The sequence below is a fragment of the Saprospira grandis str. Lewin genome (assembly GCF_000250635.1).
GTDB classification, from domain to species: Bacteria; Bacteroidota; Bacteroidia; order Chitinophagales; family Saprospiraceae; genus Saprospira; species Saprospira grandis.
Map to the genome: position 1 here is coordinate 1,715,001 of NC_016940.1, position 17,503 is coordinate 1,732,503.

16 protein-coding genes (1 of these 16 running past the window's edge) are annotated in these 17,503 nt (G+C 46.1%); 11 read left to right on the forward strand and 5 right to left on the reverse strand.

Features of this window, described 5'->3' with window-relative positions:
• Positions 1 to 1,406: the 5' portion of a DUF5723 family protein gene (locus SGRA_RS07610; protein WP_015692057.1), read on the reverse strand. 100 nt of this gene lie to the left of the window's left edge; the window shows 1,406 of its 1,506 coding nt (coding positions 1–1,406); its start codon is at positions 1,404 to 1,406; its stop codon lies off the left edge, out of view.
• Positions 1,407 to 1,599: 193 nt separating this feature from the next.
• On the opposite strand from SGRA_RS07610, the gene SGRA_RS07615 reads away from it, so the two are divergent.
• Positions 1,600 to 3,045, forward strand: coding sequence for an IS4 family transposase (locus SGRA_RS07615; RefSeq protein WP_015692058.1), 1,446 nt, complete (start codon positions 1,600 to 1,602; stop codon positions 3,043 to 3,045).
• A gap of 152 nt (positions 3,046 to 3,197) precedes the next feature.
• Here the strand turns inward: SGRA_RS07615 and SGRA_RS07620 are convergent, their stop codons facing one another.
• A complete protein-coding gene (locus SGRA_RS07620; RefSeq protein WP_015692059.1) occupies positions 3,198 to 4,481 on the reverse strand; it encodes a DNA recombination protein RmuC in 1,284 nt (427 codons plus the stop codon).
• A 195-nt stretch (positions 4,482 to 4,676) separates the two neighbouring features.
• Here SGRA_RS07620 and rplS point away from each other — a divergent pair, with 195 nt between their 5' ends.
• Both rplS and SGRA_RS07630 read left to right on the forward strand, forming a co-directional pair.
• A complete protein-coding gene (gene rplS, locus SGRA_RS07625) occupies positions 4,677 to 5,090 on the forward strand; it encodes a 50S ribosomal protein L19 (RefSeq protein WP_015692060.1) in 414 nt (137 codons plus the stop codon).
• Between the two features lie 91 nt (positions 5,091 to 5,181).
• The gene (locus tag SGRA_RS07630) at positions 5,182 to 6,429 is read left to right on the forward strand and encodes a hypothetical protein (protein ID WP_015692061.1); all 1,248 of its coding nucleotides are present in this window, start codon (positions 5,182 to 5,184) and stop codon (positions 6,427 to 6,429) included.
• 149 nt (positions 6,430 to 6,578) lie between these two features.
• On the opposite strand, the gene SGRA_RS07635 is transcribed toward SGRA_RS07630, so the two are convergent.
• Positions 6,579 to 7,847, reverse strand: a complete 1,269-nt coding sequence (locus SGRA_RS07635; RefSeq protein ID WP_015692062.1) for an MFS transporter — start codon at positions 7,845 to 7,847, stop codon at positions 6,579 to 6,581.
• Between the two features lie 179 nt (positions 7,848 to 8,026).
• On the opposite strand from SGRA_RS07635, the gene SGRA_RS07640 reads away from it, so the two are divergent.
• The 6 genes from SGRA_RS07640 (at position 8,027) to SGRA_RS07665 (ending at position 13,046) form a co-directional block, all read left to right on the forward strand.
• The gene (locus SGRA_RS07640) at positions 8,027 to 8,752 is read left to right on the forward strand and encodes an RluA family pseudouridine synthase (protein WP_015692063.1); all 726 of its coding nucleotides are present in this window, start codon (positions 8,027 to 8,029) and stop codon (positions 8,750 to 8,752) included.
• Between the two features lie 18 nt (positions 8,753 to 8,770).
• Entirely contained in the window at positions 8,771 to 9,097 is a 327-nt protein-coding gene (locus SGRA_RS07645) for a rhodanese-like domain-containing protein (RefSeq protein ID WP_015692064.1), read from the forward strand.
• A 257-nt stretch (positions 9,098 to 9,354) separates the two neighbouring features.
• Positions 9,355 to 10,935 (forward strand): NAD(P)/FAD-dependent oxidoreductase, encoded by a 1,581-nt coding sequence (locus tag SGRA_RS07650; RefSeq protein WP_015692065.1) that lies wholly within the window; start codon positions 9,355 to 9,357, stop codon positions 10,933 to 10,935.
• Positions 10,936 to 11,110: 175 nt separating this feature from the next.
• Positions 11,111 to 11,554 carry a hypothetical protein gene (locus SGRA_RS07655; RefSeq protein WP_015692066.1) on the forward strand — a complete coding sequence of 148 codons (444 nt, stop codon included), beginning with the start codon at positions 11,111 to 11,113 and terminating at the stop codon, positions 11,552 to 11,554.
• Positions 11,555 to 11,700: 146 nt separating this feature from the next.
• Positions 11,701 to 12,441 (forward strand): hypothetical protein, encoded by a 741-nt coding sequence (locus tag SGRA_RS07660; protein WP_015692067.1) that lies wholly within the window; start codon positions 11,701 to 11,703, stop codon positions 12,439 to 12,441.
• Positions 12,442 to 12,488: 47 nt separating this feature from the next.
• A complete protein-coding gene (locus tag SGRA_RS07665; RefSeq protein ID WP_015692068.1) occupies positions 12,489 to 13,046 on the forward strand; it encodes a hypothetical protein in 558 nt (185 codons plus the stop codon).
• 63 nt (positions 13,047 to 13,109) lie between these two features.
• Here SGRA_RS07665 and cysQ read toward each other — a convergent pair whose 3' ends face one another.
• Together cysQ and SGRA_RS07675 are read right to left on the reverse strand one after the other, a co-directional pair.
• Positions 13,110 to 13,901, reverse strand: a complete 792-nt coding sequence (gene cysQ, locus SGRA_RS07670; protein WP_015692069.1) for a 3'(2'),5'-bisphosphate nucleotidase CysQ — start codon at positions 13,899 to 13,901, stop codon at positions 13,110 to 13,112.
• Between the two features lie 12 nt (positions 13,902 to 13,913).
• Positions 13,914 to 14,831: a zinc-dependent peptidase gene (locus SGRA_RS07675; RefSeq protein ID WP_015692070.1), complete on the reverse strand. Its 918-nt coding sequence runs from the start codon at positions 14,829 to 14,831 to the stop codon at positions 13,914 to 13,916.
• 233 nt (positions 14,832 to 15,064) lie between these two features.
• Between SGRA_RS07675 and SGRA_RS07680 the strand changes: the two genes are divergently transcribed.
• A complete protein-coding gene (locus SGRA_RS07680) occupies positions 15,065 to 16,888 on the forward strand; it encodes an AMP-dependent synthetase/ligase (RefSeq protein ID WP_015692071.1) in 1,824 nt (607 codons plus the stop codon).
• Positions 16,857 to 17,285: a hypothetical protein gene (locus tag SGRA_RS07685; protein WP_015692072.1), complete on the forward strand. Its 429-nt coding sequence runs from the start codon at positions 16,857 to 16,859 to the stop codon at positions 17,283 to 17,285. The genes SGRA_RS07680 and SGRA_RS07685 overlap by 32 nt, the downstream gene beginning before the upstream one ends.
• Positions 17,286 to 17,503: the final 218 nt, after the last annotated feature.

The following is a 17,503-nucleotide window of genomic DNA, read 5'->3' on the forward strand; positions in this document are numbered from 1 at the left end:
CGCAAGCCCCCATAGACATTCAAGCCATGCACATACTCCCCCAATAGAAAATTCCAGACATTAGAAGAGCCCAAATAAAGCGGCCCCGCCCGAAAAGCAAAGCCCGCATTAAAATTATTGTAGCCATCTATTGCAAAAGGCAAAGCCAACTCATACCACTTATGCTCCCAGCGAGTACTGACTGACCATTGGCTCAAATCATGCAATTTAAGCGGTGCCCCTCCAGAAGCAAAAGCAAAATGTCCCGACATATTGACAAACAAGCGAGAAAAGACATGATAATCGACCTGAATATTCATAGAAGTAGGCAAACGTAGCTGATAAGCATCATTTGTTTCTTCCATATTAAAAGAATCCCGCATAATGCGACCAAAATCAGGCAGCCCATCAAAATTCATGGAGTCGATAGGCCAATTTACAGCCACATCACTAAAATTAGCACCATAAGTTCCTCGCTTAAAATTAACCACCCCTAAATCCAAAATAGACAAACCTACCTTTAACTTATACTGCTGCCCATCTCGAATTCCAGGAATAGGCGACTTCTCCTCTGGATGCCACTCATAAATCACCCCAAGATCCGCATTAAAGCCTACCTGATTGAGCAAAGCGGCGGCTCCATCAAAAGCAGATTGACGAACCGTATCATTTCCCTGAACGGCCGTGAAATCCTGCCAGTTATTACTATAACCAAAACGCACATTAGAGGCCAATACATTTAAGGTATCCTCATTAGGAAAATTAACGACCAAAGTATCGGCATAAAAATAAGAGCTAAATCCCCCAATTGGCAACTTCAAATGAGCCGCTACCTTTAGGCGGTGCTCCCCCTTCTTCCAAACTTCTTGCCCATAAGCCAAACCGATTTCAGTCCAAAAACCCGCCAAAGCCTGAAACTTGCCATTATTGATATTGATATTTTGCAAACTCGGATTCTCCAACTCCGATAAAATCATCTGCGCCATATCCTGATCCAAATTATCAATATGGAAATACTGCCGCAGGGCCGTCGTCACCGCAAAAGAATGCCGCCCAACCTCAAAACCAATAGAAGGCCCCAAGGTATAGCCCTCCTGATACATCCTCGCCTCATCTTTAGACTTCTCCCGCAACTGCTGGTCCCGAAACAACTGAAAGTTCCCACTATAAGTACTATCAAATAACGGATTTTTCAACTTACTCAGGTTAAACATACTGGTATTCAACCCCAAATAGTTGTTGCTAATATTCACATCAAAACTAAACAGATTGATATCTTGCCGAAACCGACTATTTACAATATTCGCCGGATTTACAGAAATAGATTGTATGCCCGCATAATTACTGGCATGATAGCCCGTAGATGGCTGGGCCCAAAGCGTTAGACTCAAAAAAAAGAGTCCCAAAAAGGGTAAAATAGTTTTCATAGGGTATTGGTTTTGTTTTCCTTAAAACGAAAAATAACACTAAAAAGTGGCAATACCTTATTTTTTTGGGGCCTCCGCCTCCCTGCGGTCGTCGGCGCTACGTTGCGGGGCTTGGGTTGACCCACTTTTAAAAATAAGCTTAAATTAGCTCTAAATCAAGATTTATATGGACAGTACAAATGTATCTTCATTTATGTTAAATAAGCAATCAGTAAGAGTATGTTATAGATTAGTAGAGAGTCTAAAAAATAATCCTAACCCACATTTAACAAATGTAGCAAAAACTGATGCAGACCGTAAGGCTTTCATGAGGTTGTTATCAAACAAAAATCTTACTGAGGAATACATTCAATTTGAGTTTATTGGCAAAAGTAGGGAGTCTATGAAGGTGGTTGAAGAAAAGCTTCTGGCCTTTCACGACACCTCTGAAGTTGTACTGAATAAGCAAAGAAATAGACTAACGGACAAAGAGGGTTTAGGCCCTGGAGGTCGGGAAACAAATTTGTCTGTATTTCTTCACATGGCTCTACTATATGGTCGAGAAAGCTTTCATTATCATGGCTTAGGAGGTGTTCAGCTTTATAATCGATATAAAAATAGAGTAACTTGTAAGGAGGCTGAAAATAGAAATACGGGTCATTTTAGAGGTGAAATTACGAGATGGAAAGTAAATGTAGAAGAGACAGAATCTGCGTTAAAAATAATTAACGACCTAATTGATATTTTACATGTTTGTGATCGAGAAGGAGATGTTTATCCCATGATGGAAAGTTTTTTCAGACAGCATATTAAGTTCTTGATTCGGTCTCGAACAGATAGACGAGCAACGATTTGGGAGGATGGCAAAAAGATTCCATTATGTGATGTCTTTGAACATTATCCAGCAGACTTTGAGACGACAGAAACGGTCAAGAGTAGCCGTAAAAAACTTAACGGGAAGAAGCTAGTTATTCGATCTAAAAAAGTGACTTTTGCCGTTCCCAAATCTTGTAAGTATGTTCTTGGCGAACCAAAGCCTAAGTCAATGACAATCAATGTTATTGAGGTTTTTGAAAAGGGCAAAGGTTTTTCAAAATCTGCCGCTAGAAAAAGAAGCCGAACAAAAAAAGATCATGATGATAAAACCATCAGTTGGCGCTTACTCACAAATGAAGAAATCAACAGCGAAGAAGAGCTCTTAGAGCTTGTTCTTTGCTACCGCAAGAGGTGGTTAATTGAAACATACTTTAAATATTTAAAATCAGATGGCTTTGATATTGAAAATATATGTTTGAAAACAGGTAAAGCTATCCGCAAAATGATACTTATGGCAATCAGTGCATCTGACAAGGTCCTTAAGCTTAAAGAAGCTGGACTTAACCAAGATAATGAGACTCCAGCAACCTCTATTTTCACAGAAGATGAAGTAGAAGTCTTAGATCTTATATTTAAACAATATCTAAAAGGCGAAAGCCAAAGCCCTTCTTTGCGCAATCCATTCACCTCTAAATCAATAGCTTGGGCCTATTGGATCATAGCGAGGTTGGGCGGATTTAATGGCGCAGTGAAGAAAACTAGGCATGCCGTATCCGTCAAAAAAATAGGACTAGGATTAGAGAGATTCATATTTATGTATGATGGATATCGATCCCTAAATTGACACCGCTATAAAAAGTGGGTCAACCCAAGGCTGCGCCGCTCGCAGGTCTGCTCGGCCCTTCGTTTTTTTCGCTTTGCTCAAAAAAACTCGGTCTGGCCTGACGGCCACCCCTCCACATCGCTAGGCCAATTTGCCCCTGCTTCGCTCCTCCCCTACAGCTCTTCCTCCTTGCTTTGCATGCTATCGGGCAATTGTCGACTATTTTGGCTTCCCAAACTCCTCAACTTATCACTTTCATTAATCAGGCTGTTTCTTTGGTCCCGCAAATCATATAGAATTTTGTCGTAGTTGTTTTGCACCGTCTTAATTTGTTTTCCCAAGCTCTCTATCTTTTCTACCCAAAGCACAAAGCGGTCGTACAAACGCCCCCCCTGCCGAGCAATCTGCTGGGCATTTTCATTTTGCTGTTCTTGCCGCCAAAGCTGCGCAATGGTCCGCAAACTGACTAATAAGCTACTCGGACTCACCAAGACAATATTTTGCTGCAAAGCATCAAAAAACAATTCTTCTTCCTCCTCTAAGGCCAATAAAAAAGCAGGTTCTACGGGAATAAATAAGAGCACATAATCTAAACTATTGAGCTGCGGCAATAACTCATATTTCTTCTCACTCAAGCCCTTTATATGCTGCTTAATGGCCTGAAGATGCTCTTTTTTGGCCTTGGCCGCCGCCGCAGAACCCTCTTCGGCCTGCATATAGCGCAAATAGGCCCGCAAGCTCACCTTAGAGTCCACAATTAATTGCCGATTTTGGGGCAGCTGCACAATGAAATCTGGCTGCCGCTTCCGGCCATCAGGCGTTACAAAGTGGGCCTGCGTCTTTATCATATACCGCTTACTCAAACCCGAAGCCTCAAATAAACGCTCCAAAATCTGCTCGCCCCAATTGCCCTGCAACTTGAGGTTCCCCTTCAAGGCCTGAGAAAGCTCCTTGGCCTCCTGCCCTATCGTTTGGTTTAAGCTAAACAATTGCCGAAGCTGCTCATCTAGTTGGGCCTGCTTCTGCTGACTCTGCTGATGCATTTGCACCAAATCTTGCTCAAAGCGACGCAGTTGCTGCCCCAAGGGCTGCAACAACTGCTGCAATTGCTCCTGACTCTGTGCCTTTAGCCGCTGCCCCTTTTCTTCCAATAACTGATTGGCCATCTGCTCAAAGCGCAAATACATCTCTTCCTGCAAACGCTGCAACTCCGACTCCTGTGCCTGACTCTGCTCCCGCAACTGATCAATAAGCGGCTCTTGGGCCGATAGGGCCTTATGCAATTCTAATAACTCCTCGTTCTTTCCCCTCAACTCGGCCTCCTTTTCTTGCAACAAGGGCAACAACTGCCCCCCACTATCTGGCTGATTAGTCGGCTTTTGCCCCCTTTTCCCCCATAAATGGCCTAAAATAAAGCCCAAAATCAATCCTGGAGCAAAAAAGATTAGATATTCCATAAAAATTAGCTATTTTTGCCCTCCATTCTTTTAGTGGGCCAACCAAAGATATTAAAAATCTGAAAGCAGGCAGCAACTGGCCCTCATCTAGCACAATTTTGCAATAAAAAAGGCTCCTTTCTTATTGGGAGTTAGATATTTTATTATCTTTGCCTCGCTTTATAGATAAAAAACGCTATCAATTATATTTTTGAGATGAAAAACTTGATTCAGTACGTAGAAGAGCAGACAGCCAGAGAGATGAGCCAGTTCGATTATTTCAAGGCTGGTGATACTGTGTCTGTCACTTATAAAATCATTGAAGGTCAAAAAGAACGGGAACAAACTTTCCGTGGCACCATTATCCAAGTTAAAGGAACTGGTGTTACTAAAACTTTCACGATCCGCAAAATCTCGCACGGTGTAGGCATCGAGCGTATCTTCCCTTTCAACTGCCCCACTTTGGTGAGCATCGTGAACCACCAAAAAGGCCGCGTTCGTCGCGCTCGCCTTTACTACCTTCGCAATGCTATCGGAAAAGCTGGCCGCGTGAAAGAGAAAACTTTTGTTAAGCGTCAAACCGCTGAAGACAAAGGTCGTAAGTATAGCTGGACCTTCGGAAACAAATAAGAAGTTTTTCTACTCAAGACTTACTATATCAAAGGATTGTTGACTAATTTAGTCAGCAATCCTTTTTCTGTTCCCCTTAATTATCTCCCTCATGAATATCCAAAAAACAAATGAAGGCTACCTCATTAGCAACCCTTGGAGCCGCTTTACAGGCATTGGCCTCCTCATTTTTGGCCTTATTTGGACCAGCTTCAGCAGCTTTTTCCTCTATATAGCCAATAGCCAACTAAAGGATAAGTTTTCGGCCCTAGATCTCCCCTTTATTATTATGCCTAGCTTTTTTATCCTCATTGGCATCGGCCTGCTTTATATAGCCCTCGGCAATATCCTGAACACCACCAAACTACAGCTCTCCAAGGATGAACTCCTTATCTCTAGCGGCCCTATCCCCTTCTTTAAGAAAAAACGAATCTGGAAAAATCAGGTCCAACAGATTTTTATCATCGACTCCGCTAAGCGAAATAGCAATGGAGTACTGCCCGCCTATCTCAACCAAGATGGCCAACGCCAATACCTTTTTGGCCAAACCTTCAGCCTGCCCAATCCCTGCTTTTTAACGGTAGAAGAAGCCCAAACCCTAGAAGAGCTCATCGAAGATTTTTGGGGCATCCAAGATGCTCCCGTTAAAGATGAATTGCCCAAACACAGCCCAAATACAGCGATAGAAGAGTTTCCCTACTTTCTGGAAGAAGATGCAAGCGAAAAAGGCCCAGAAATGGAAAGTGCAAACAGCCCTCAAAGCTTCTCTGAGCTCCAAAAATTACTAAAAGCTCGCCCCAATAGCATCCTTACCGACTTTAATCAAGATGGCCTCTTTTTGGTCAAAAGCTGGTATAACCCCATTGGCTATTTTCTCTTTGTTTTTGGCCTTATCTGGACTGGCATCACGGGCAATATTGCCTTTTTTCTCTTCCAGCTTTATCTAGAAGACAAGCATATTATTACGCTCTTCGCCATTGCTTTTCTCATGATTTTTGTCGCTGTTGGCCTCTGGCTCCTTCGCCGTGCCCTGATCAACCTTGTCAATAGTAGCCAGTTTCAGCTAAATACCGATTTCTTCAGCCTCAGACACCGCCCTTTTCGAACAGGCAAAAAAATCCGTATCCCTATCCAAGATATTGAATACTGGGACTTTGTAGAAGAAAAGAAAGAATACAAAAGAAAGGGCAGAACAAGAACAGAACTCATCTACCCCATTTCGGTCCAACTCCGAAATGGAGAACGCCAACAGCTATTTGATGCTAGCCTACTCTCCATTTCTCAAGAAGAAAGCGAATATCTGGTCCAGGTTTTTAATAGCGCCCTGCAGCAAGTTCGTGGCAATGAACATGAGTTTTAGCGCAGCCATACCGCCTTTGGCCTAGCGATGTGCAGCAGTGGCCGAAGGCCAGACCGAGGAGCAAAGCGACGAAGGGCCGAGCAGACCTGCGAGCTGCGAAACGTAGCGCCGCAAGGCGAAGCCGCAGCGGAGGCCCCAAAAGAAAATAACTACTCCTCCTCTTCTTCTTCGGCAGCTTCTCTTTTGCCCACAATTGGGCCATAATAGGCCCCCAAAATGCCCGCAGATAAGCCCAAAAAGCCCATAAAAATGAGGAAACTAAAGACCACTTGGCCCTTTTCATGAAAAAAAGGCAGGCTAAATAAGGCCAAAAAACCCAGCCGAAAAAGCGTATTGCTAATGCCAAAAATGCTATTGGCCCGCCCAATCACCTGATTGGGCACCACCTCAAACAAATAAGAAACCCGAATCACACGCACCCCCGCATTGGTTAGGCCCAAGAGCAAACTCACGGCCCAAAAGACCCCAACAGAGTAAAACGAAAACATCGCCCCATACTCTAAAAGCGTAATGAGCGTGAGCAGAATAATCGCCGATAAAAAGCTAAAGCCCTTGAAGATCCGCTGTATGGCCAAACCCGCCAAAACGGCCCCAACCGAATAGAGGACCTCCGAAATGGCAAAAATACTAGCCGCACTATCGCCCTCTCCCGCCAAACACTGCTTGACATAAGTGGGCGAAAGCTCAAAAACATGCAAAAGAACCGTAATAAATACGGCATGGGTCAAGACCCCAAACAAAAAGACATAGGGCTCGCCCTTTAGGTAATCCCAACCGATCTTGAGGCGTTGCCAAAGGCTGCCCTTCTCGGCTTCTCTTAGGGTGAGCGACTCGAACTTCATAAAAAAGATAATCAGTAGGCCCAAGACATAAGTACTGGCATCTAGGGCAAATATTTGAGGAAGTTCCCAAGCCTCAAATCCCCAATAATCCGCCATTTCAGGATCCAAAAGCACCGCCGCTGCCCCCCCAGCCAAAGCCGAGGCCAACTGCCCCTGTACCTCTAACAAAGAAGCAATTTTGCTATAATGCTCCCGCTCCGTAATTTCCTGCATAAAGGCATAAAAACAGAGATAATGCAGACTGTAATTCCAAAAGGTCAAGGCAAAAGCCCCCACCGCAATATAGTTGTTCAGCCCTTGGCTAAACCCTAAAGCCGATAAAGCCGCCAAAGCCAAGGCCATAAAGGCCATCAAGACTAAAAATAGCTTTTTTCGGTCGTGCTTATCTACCAAACTGCCCGCATAAGGCGCCCAAAATAAGGTCACCAAAGTAATTAGGGTATAGGCCAAGCCAAACCAAGCCGACTGACCGCTTTCGGCAAAGTAAAGCGGTACCGCTATCATACTAATGCCCTGGGCCACCCCCGAAATAAAATTGGCCCCTAATAATAATCGAATAGCAGATTTGTTTCTCAAAGCTTTTCTATTTTGTTGGCCCCAAAGGTCCTGAAAAATTAGAGGACTAGCCGCTCCCCAGCCTTTAATCTTTTCCTAAGAAATTTGCCCCCCAACTCCCCCGCCCTTTCCTTGCTTTCCAGCCAATTGAATATGAGTTCTTCAACAACTTGATTATCTTTGTGCCCTAAAATAACATCATGCGAGAAGAAAACTATACCGTTATCCATGAGGATAACCACCTGATTGCCCTAAATAAACCCGCGGGCTGGTTGGTCCAAGGCGACCAAACTGGCGACCGCCCCCTCTCCGAATTTGCCAAAGACTATATCAAGTTCCGATACCAAAAACCAGGCGCCGTTTTTCTAGGTGTCATTCACCGTATCGACCGCCCCGTTAGCGGTACGGTCCTCTTTGCCCGCACCTCTAAGGGCCTCGAAAGAATGAATAAGCTCTTCAAGGAAAGAGCCGTCCAAAAACGCTACCTCGCAATCGTAGAAAAACGCCCCGAGGAGCTATCGGGCACCCTCTTGCATTTTATCGCCAAAGATAAAGAACGCAATATCGTTTCGGTCTCTAATACCGCCCGAAATAAACATTATAAGTTCGCTAAACTCGACTACCGCCTGCTTGGCGGCATCGGCGAGCACCATTTGCTAGAGGTGATTCCACACACTGGCCGCCCCCACCAAATCCGCGCACAGCTCGCCCGCATGGGCTGCCCTATCCGTGGCGATGTGAAGTATGGCGCAAAAAATAAAAACAAAGATGGCCGCATTCACCTTCATGCCGCCAGCCTTTCGTTTATTCACCCCGTCAAAAAAGAAGCAATCGATATTTGGGCCCCTATCCCCAATGAGCAGATCTGGAAACTCTTCCAAGATGCCCTAGGCGAAATGCCCGACTATAAAAATGTCATTATCTAAACAGCAAAACAAACCACTATGGAGCAGGTAAAAGCCGTTAATGTGCAAGAACTCAAACGGATGCAAGACGATCAATTCGATTTCCAACTCATCGACCTTCGAGAGGCCGATGAACTCGATATTTGCCATATCAATGGGATGCATATCCCCCTAGGAGAAATTGATGTCCGCGCCCAAGAAATTGCCCGCGATAAACCCGTGGTTTTGCACTGCAAAACAGGCCGCCGCTCCTATATGGCCGCCCTCTTCCTACAACAACAACACGGTTTCGATAATCTCTATAGCCTAGATGGGGGCATTATCGCCTACGCCAAGGAAATTGATCCCAATATGACCGCTTATTAGCAAGTTGTTTAGGGGCGTTACTCCTTTTAGTCGTCGAACTGCGGCTTGCAGCCTTGTTGTCGCAGTTCGCTGCTGTTTTGGGGCCTCCTGCCTGCGGCAGGCGCTACGTTTCGCAGCTCGCAGGTCTGCTCGGCCCTGCGCCGCCAAAGGCGGCTGGGTCTGGCCCTTCGGGCCACTGCTGCACATCGCTAGGCCGAGGCCCAAGCCTGGCCCCCTCCCCAGCCCCTATTTTATCATTTACTACCTAAATCGTAGTCATGCCTCAAGAAGTAGAAATTAGCCTTTTGCCCCAAGAGCTGGAGCAAGAGGCCCTGATCGAGAAAAAATTGCGCAAAAAGTTGCGCTGGCCCAAGGATCAACAGTTGGCCCATTGGCATATCCGCAGAAGAAGCCTAGACGCCAGAGGACGGCAGCCGCTTTTCCGCCTCCGTATTGTGGCCTATAAAACGGGAGAGCTTGTTCCCGAAACGCCTTCTATTATTGCGGCCTTGCCGCAGGTCCAAAATCGCCCAGAAGTCTTAATCGTTGGGGCGGGGCCCGCAGGCTATTTTGCCGCTCTAGAACTTATTGAACTTGGCCTAAAACCCATTATCCTCGAAAGAGGAAAAGATGTGCGGGCCCGCCGCCGCGACCTTCGGGCCATTCAGCAGTTTGGCGAGGTAAATCCACATTCTAATTATTGCTTTGGCGAAGGTGGAGCCGGTACTTATTCCGACGGAAAGCTCTATACCCGCTCCAAAAAAAGAGGGAGCATAGAAAAATCCTTGCGCTTGTTTGTAGAACATGGCGCCCCCAGCGATATTCTCATTGATGCCCACCCGCATATTGGCTCCAACAAACTGCCTAAGGTAGTGGCCGCCATGCGAGAGACCATAGAAAGCAAGGGCGGAGAAATCCATTTTGAGGCTTGGGTTACCGACTTCCTCATTGAGGAGAAACAGGGCCAAAGAAGCCTAAAAGGCTTGCGCACCGCCGATGGCAAAGAATGGTGGGGCCAAGGCGTTATTTTAGCTACGGGCCATTCGGCCAGAGATATCTTCCGTTTATTGGACCAAAAAAAGGTGGCCATTGAGGCGAAACCCTTTGCCCTTGGCGTGCGGATAGAACACCCTCAGGCCCTAATCGATGAATTGCAGTATGGCATAAAAGAGCGGCCCAAAGAACTGCCCGCCTCTAGCTATAGCCTAGTTTGCCAGGTAGAAAACCGAGGCGTATTCTCCTTTTGTATGTGTCCGGGCGGATTGATTGTGCCCGCTTCTACGGCCCCAGGCGAATTAGTCGTTAATGGGATGTCGATGTCTAGACGAGACTCTCCTTTTGCCAATTCGGGCATGGTGGTGGCCGTAGATATGGAAGACTTGAAAGAGTATGCGCATTTAGGGCCATTTGCGGCCATGAGCTTTCAGCAAGAGGTAGAACAAGCCCTATTTCGGGCGGGAGATGGGAGCCAGGCGGCGCCAGCTCAGCGCCTTACCGACTTTGTCAAGGGGAAAACCTCTAGTAGCTTGCCAAAAACCTCTTACATCCCTGGAATTTACTCGGCCCGTTTGGACCAATTGCTTCCTGCGGGAATTAGTCGTCGTTTGCAGCTTGGTTTGCAACAGATGGGCAAAAAAATGCGGGGCTATTATACTGAAGAAGCCCAATTAATTGGCGTAGAGAGTCGAACCAGCTCCCCTATTCGGATACCGAGAGAGCCAGATAGCTGCATGCATCCAGAACTAGCGGCCCTATTTCCCTGTGGAGAGGGAGCGGGTTATGCGGGCGGCATCATTTCGGCAGCTATGGATGGGCAGAAAGTGGCCCAAGCCTTAGCCAAATGGATAGCGGCCCAATAATTTTGCGGTGGACAGGGCGCGGAGCGCCCGCAGGCCTAGGGGCCTGAAATGGTGCGGCGCAGCCGCAGACCAAGGAGCCGGAGGCGACGCAGGGCCGAGCAGAGCTGCGAGCCATGCAAGGGCCCGGCCGCCGAAGGCGGCAGGCCCCCAAAAAAACAACATAAAACAAAAACAGATGGGACTATTTAGCAACCCTTTGAAGAACCCCAAAGTCTTGGATATGGTCTTTGGGAAGGCCCAAGAGGAATTAAACGAGGCCTTAATTTATCGGAAAAAGCAATTTGAGGACCCCAACCTATATATGTGGGTGGAGGTAGAACAGGGCCTGCCCTTTGTTTGTCTGCGCAACTTGGCGGGAGAAAATCTGGTCCGGATGACCGCCCAGCAACTGCTGCAAGACGAGGCCATACAGCAGCAGCTCAAGAAGATTCCCTCTCTTGTGCGGCCCTTTATTAAGTGGGATGTTGTCTTGCCCAAAATGAATGCCATCTTAGTGCGCCAATTGGGGACCGACAAAAACATCAAGGTAACAGAAGGGCCGAAAAAAGCCATTGTAGACCTTTGGGAAGCAGGCGAAGAGCGGCAAAAAAATATCTCCTTGACCGAAATATTTTTGTAGAAAAACAATCTTTTAGAGAAGAATTGCGTAAAAGAATAAAAAAGCGGAAGTGCAAAAGGCAGCTTGGCAAGTAGTTTGCCCAATAAAAAAAACCAATACAAGACAAGCCCTTCATTTATTCATCACCAACTTTTATCTCTACATACATGCAAAAATTAGCATTTCTATTTCTTTTCCTAAGTTTTGGTTTTGGCGCAGTACAGGCGCAGAAAACTCAGGCAACAGAAAAAAACCTGATTAAGACTTTGGACCCAGAAGGTGCCGAAAACATCAGCTTTAAGTTTAATTTTGAAGAGCTAGACCTAGAGCCTTGGGATCAGAGTAGCTTGCGCATTCGTCTTTTGGTGCACTCTAATTATCCAGAATCCATCATGAAAGAGCTGCTCAAGGCGGGTCGTTATGAAATGCAAGGTTTATTGGATGGAGACACCTACTATATCACGATGCCAAATTTGGATAAGATGATTACGGTTGGTAACTTGTTATTAGAGGAAAAGATCTTTGTATCGGTACAAACGCCCGGCTACTTTCAGAAAGAAGGCAAAACCATTAAGAAAAAGCTAGATCCGGCTTTGGTGGTTAATGCTAGAGGAAATCAGGCTGCTTTGAAAAAGATGCGCCAGATTAAGGAAGACATTGAGGACAAAGTGGAAGTAGAATTTGTTTGGATTGGCGTGAATGAGCAATCATCGGCCAAAGCCAATATGAAAGACCGCTTTAAGAAGAAAGATGAAAAGACCAAAAGCCGCGTGCATGGTCTATCTGAAGAGGAGCCTGTTGGGGCTAGCCGTCGTGGAACGATGCAGCCTAACATGACTGCTGAAGAATTTAAAAGCCAATATGGAGGAATTTGGATTTTGGTAGAAGACGAACTCGACTACAGATAGCCATTGCCTCTGCTCTTATTTTTATTTTGATTACAAAACACACAATCATGAGAATCTCTGCCTTTATTGCTCTATTTATGTCTTTTGCTTTTTTGGTTCAGGCCCAAGACAATAGCGAAAAAACCTTGGTAAAAACCCTAATGCCCGAAGAAAGCTCGGAAGTGGTTTTTGAAACCAAAAATGCCACTATTGGCGCCGAACCTTGGGATCAGAAAGGAATGCGCGTAGAAATCGAAGTTATTTCTAATATGCCTGTTTCTGTATTGGAGCAATTGGTAAAAGCGGGTCGTTATGAGCTCGAAGGTCGCACAGAAGATGGTATTTTCTATGTGAATGCGCCTAAAATGGAAAAGCAGGTTACTGTTCGTGGTAAGTTGTTGGAAGAAGTGATCAACTTCAATGTAAAAACACCTGGCTACTACGTACTTAGCGAAAACCGCCTCATGCCTGATGCAGGTCTAGCCGCTCGTGGTAACATGAAGCGCAACATTGAGACCGTTATCGTAATCAAGCCTGTTCTTAAAACAACACTTCAATCTGATGCTCAGATTGAACTCAAAACTGGTGATATCAAAATCGGTGATGAGATCATTGAGATCGAGTAAGTTAATATAGACGCTAAATTTTAGCCCTAGTTCTTTAGAGAACTAGGGCTTTTTTTATGCTGCTTATTGCTCTTCTTTTCCTTGGGCCATAAAATGCGGATTATGCAAATCGGCCTTATTGTAGCGCAGTGGTTTTCGGCTCTCCCAATCGAGGATTTGGCCCCCAGCTTCTTGCAGGATAATTTGAGGAGCGGCAGTATCCCATTCCATAGTGGGACCTAAGCGGGGGTAAATATCGGCTTGGCCTTGGGCTAGGGCCATAAACTTTAGGGCGCTGCCTTTGGCCATAAATTGCGGCTGATTTAGAGACTGAATATAGGCCGTTGTGGCAGGCCGAAGATGTGAGCGAGAGCCCAAAACCCGCAAGCCCTGCTGTTCAAAAGAGAAACTGCTGGCCCAAATCCGTTTATACTCGCCTTCTTCTAGCAGATAGGCCCCCTCTCCTTTTTGCGCCCAGTATAGATCCTGATTTAGGGGGGCATAGAGCAAGCCAAAAATAACCTCGCCCCTTTCCACTAAAGCGATATTGATAGCAAACTCTCCATTTCGGTGGACAAACTCTCTGGTCCCATCCAAAGGATCAATCAGCCAGCAATAGCGGTAATCTTTACGCTCCTCATAGGGCGCTATCTGCTCTTCTTCCGAGATGATCGGAATCTCGGGCCAATGGCAAGCCAAGGCCTGGCAAATAATGGCATTCGAGCGCTGATCTGCCAAAGTCAAAGGGCTATCATCTGCTTTTTGCTCTAGCTGCCAATTGGCTGTAGGCTGCTCATAGACCTGCATAATAGCTTGTCCTGCCTCTTGGGCAATTTTTTGAATCAACTGGATGTCAGAAAGGCTTAGCGCAATCATTTTCTCTATAGTTTAATGTAAATCATCTTCTTCCTCTAGGGCTGGATTACCCACCCCATCCTGTAAAGCTGGCGCACTAAAACTAAGGGGATCCTGCCCATAGGTCTTTACCAAAAACTCATAGACCTCAGGAAACTCTCCCTTAAAGGCCTCAGGATAAGTAAAAAAGTGCTCAGAAGCTAACTCAAAGAGCTCAAAATCAGGCAGGCCCGTATACTCTAGGCTATAGCCCACCTTAAACTGACGCAAAACATGCAGCCGAGCCAAAAAGTCCATCCGGTCCCCTATCGGTAAATCTTCATCATGAATATGATGCTCGGCCTTAAAGGCTTTGGCAAAGCCATACAAACAAACATCATAATACTGATGCGGAGCCTTTAGCCCTCGGATAAACATATTGACAGAAATGAACAAGCTGCTAAATGGCTCTTCTTCCTCAAATTCTACCGCATGAATCTTCTCATTGATCTTAGGCGTGATGAAGGTCCGAGGAAATAATACAATCATTCCCAACTTAGGAAAAAACTCTTTCTGAAAAGCCTTGCCCATCGTCATCTGAATAGCCCGAGCAGATACCAATAGCTGTATATCACCAGGCAGCTTCTCCGCCCCTCTCATCTGAAACTGCTTTTGCATTCTGAAAATGCTTAAGCGCTGCTCAAAAAAGCGCTTGTGCTCTGCCCCCAAATTGCGGTAATAAGGGAAAAACTGCCCCAATATATCTTGCTCTACCTTGGCCAAACCCGGAGGATGCTTTACCGCCCACCACTCGTAAATTCCTCTACGAATTAAGTAGGTGCCCACAAAAATGCCTAAGGGGATCGCTCCCAACCATTTCCACTCATCAGCAATTAAGTCATTGAGCAGAAGATAGACAAATATTAAGGTGCCAATACCAGAAGGAATCAGAAGAAGGGCTAAAATAGGCATAAGAGTAAGATGCTAGTGGACCAAATTATATTTTTATATAGCTGCTTAGATATAACATCTTTTTAAGATAATTTTGCAAGCAAGGATATTTATATCTAAGATATTTTCTAAATTTAGAACAGCAGCCCTAAAGCCGCTCTCCCCAAACAAGAAGGCCAAAAGGCCCAAATTGTTACATTCAAGCCATGATTTAGTATGCGTTTTATCGCTCTAGGCCAAAAATAATCAACCTTATGGAAATTCGTCGTCTTTTTGATATCCCTTATTATCAAGCTGCCCATTATCCCCTCCCCAAAGCTATCGGAGGCCAGCATATTAGTGGCAAAAAGTACTACTATAGTACCGAAAAACTATTAGAACTGGTCAATAAAGTGAGCTGGGGACTCCTGCAAATGGGCATGAAACCCGGCGATAAAATTGCCCTGATCTCTTATAATAACCGCCCAGAATGGAATATCATGGACCTGGGTATGCAGCAAATTGGGGTGATTAACGTCCCCGTCTATCCCACGATTAGCCCCGATGATTATGTCTATATCTTTAATGACGCTACGATTAAGTATGCTGTCGTTGGCCATGGCGACCTCCTCGATAAGGTCCGTACCGCCCAAAGCGATATCCCCTCTCTTCAAGCTATCTTTACCTTTGATGAGGCCGATGCCCAAGGACAAGTAGATGCCAATGGCCAAGAGGTCAGTTTCTGGGAACATATCTGGGGCGAAAACCCCAATATGGACATTATCCAAGCCCATAAGGATAAAATTAAAGCCGAAGATCTAGCGACCATTATTTATACCTCCGGAACTACAGGCAAACCCAAGGGCGTGATGCTCAGCCATAATAATATTGCCACCAATGTCCGCGATGTGCTCCCCTTTATTCCCCTTCAACCCCAAGATATCGCCCTCAGCTTCCTGCCGCTCTGCCATGTCTTTGAACGAACCGTTACTTATAGCTATATGGCCAAAGGAGCACAGATTTTCTATGCTAAAGACCTCGATACGCTCTCGGAAACCCTGCAGGATGTCCGCCCCCATTTCTTTACTACCGTCCCCCGACTCCTCGAAAAGGTCTATGAGAAAATGATGCTGAAGGTCCAAGCCGAAGGCGGCCTCAAAGAAAAAATATTTAATTGGGCCCTCGGACTAACCGAAAAGTATGATTTCGATTGGCAGGCTGCTGGCCTAGAAGCCATCAAATGGAAGATTGCCGATAAACTAGTCTTCTCTAAGGTTAGAGATCGCCTCGGTGGCCGCTTGAAAGGAATTGTAACAGGCGCCGCCGCCTGCCCCCCTCGCATGACGCAGCTCTTCTCTGCTGTGGGCGTCCCTATCCGTGAAGGCTATGGCCTGACCGAAACCTCTCCCGCTATTTCTATCAATATTTTTGAGCCCTACCAAGCCATGATCGGTAGCGTTGGCCCTATCCTCCCTAGCGTGCAGGTCAAAATTGATCAAGACGATAGCTATGGCCCCGGCGAAGGCGAGGTCCTCGTCAAAGGAAATTCGGTCATGATGGGCTACTACCGCAAAGAAGATAAAACCGCCGAGGTCTTTAATGAAGAAGGCTGGTTCCTCACTGGCGATATTGGCAAGATCGTAGAAAACAAAAAAGGCATCAAGTTCCTCAAAATTACCGACCGCAAAAAAGAACTACTCAAAACTTCTGGCGGAAAATATGTCGCCCCCACCCCCATCGAAAGCACGCTCAAAGAAGATCTTTTGGTGGAGCAGGTCATGGTGGTTGGCGAAAAACGCAAGTTTGTCTCGGCCCTTATTCAACCCAACTTTGAAAGCCTCAAGAATTGGTGCCAAGATAAAAATATTACCTGGACCAAGCCCGAGGAGGTCCTCGCAAACCCTAAGGTCCTCGCTTACTTCCAAGCGGTGGTCAACCGCTATAACCCCCGCTTCTCTAAGGTCGAGCAAATTAAGAAGTTTCATCTGGTCCCTACCGCCTGGGGCGTAGAAACAGGAGAACTCACGCCCACCATGAAGCTCAAAAGAAGAGTCATTTTAGCCAATTATGAAGATGCTATCGAAAAACTTTATCAGTAAATTCTTAGTCCTCAGCCTATTGCTGCTCAGCCTTGCCGCCTGCCAGTCTTCTAGCACAGACCCACTCTATAGCCCCGAAGACTTGGCCGGAAATTGGCGCCGCATCGATAGCAATAAACCAAGCCTAGATGCTATGGAGGTAGAAGTGGAGGGTACCGATGCTTTTATTCGAGCCACCAATGGCAATAGCCCCTACTTTTTGCTCGGCCAACGCAAATGGCGCCGCATCAAACCAACCGATGGCCCCAATTTTAGCTATGAGGATAAAGGCAGCAATAATGAGTTTTATGATGGCACAATGACGCTCGATAAAAGTGGCCCTACAGATTATCTCTACCTCAATGTTAAGGTGGCTGGCAACGGCAATGGCAACAGACAAACCTGGGAACGCTTTTAAATAAGCTCCTTTTTTGGGGCCTCCCCTGCGGCCCGATGGGCCTTGGGGCGGGCTGTGCCGCAGCTCGCAGGTCTGCTCGGCCCTGCGCCGCCTTCGGCGGCTGGGTCTGGCCCTTCGGGCCACTGCTATCCATCCCTAGGCCGCTCATCTCTCTTTTTCAGGCCAGGCAGTCTGCTTCGGCCCTAAAGGGGACAAAACTTCGGTTTTGTCCCCTTTTT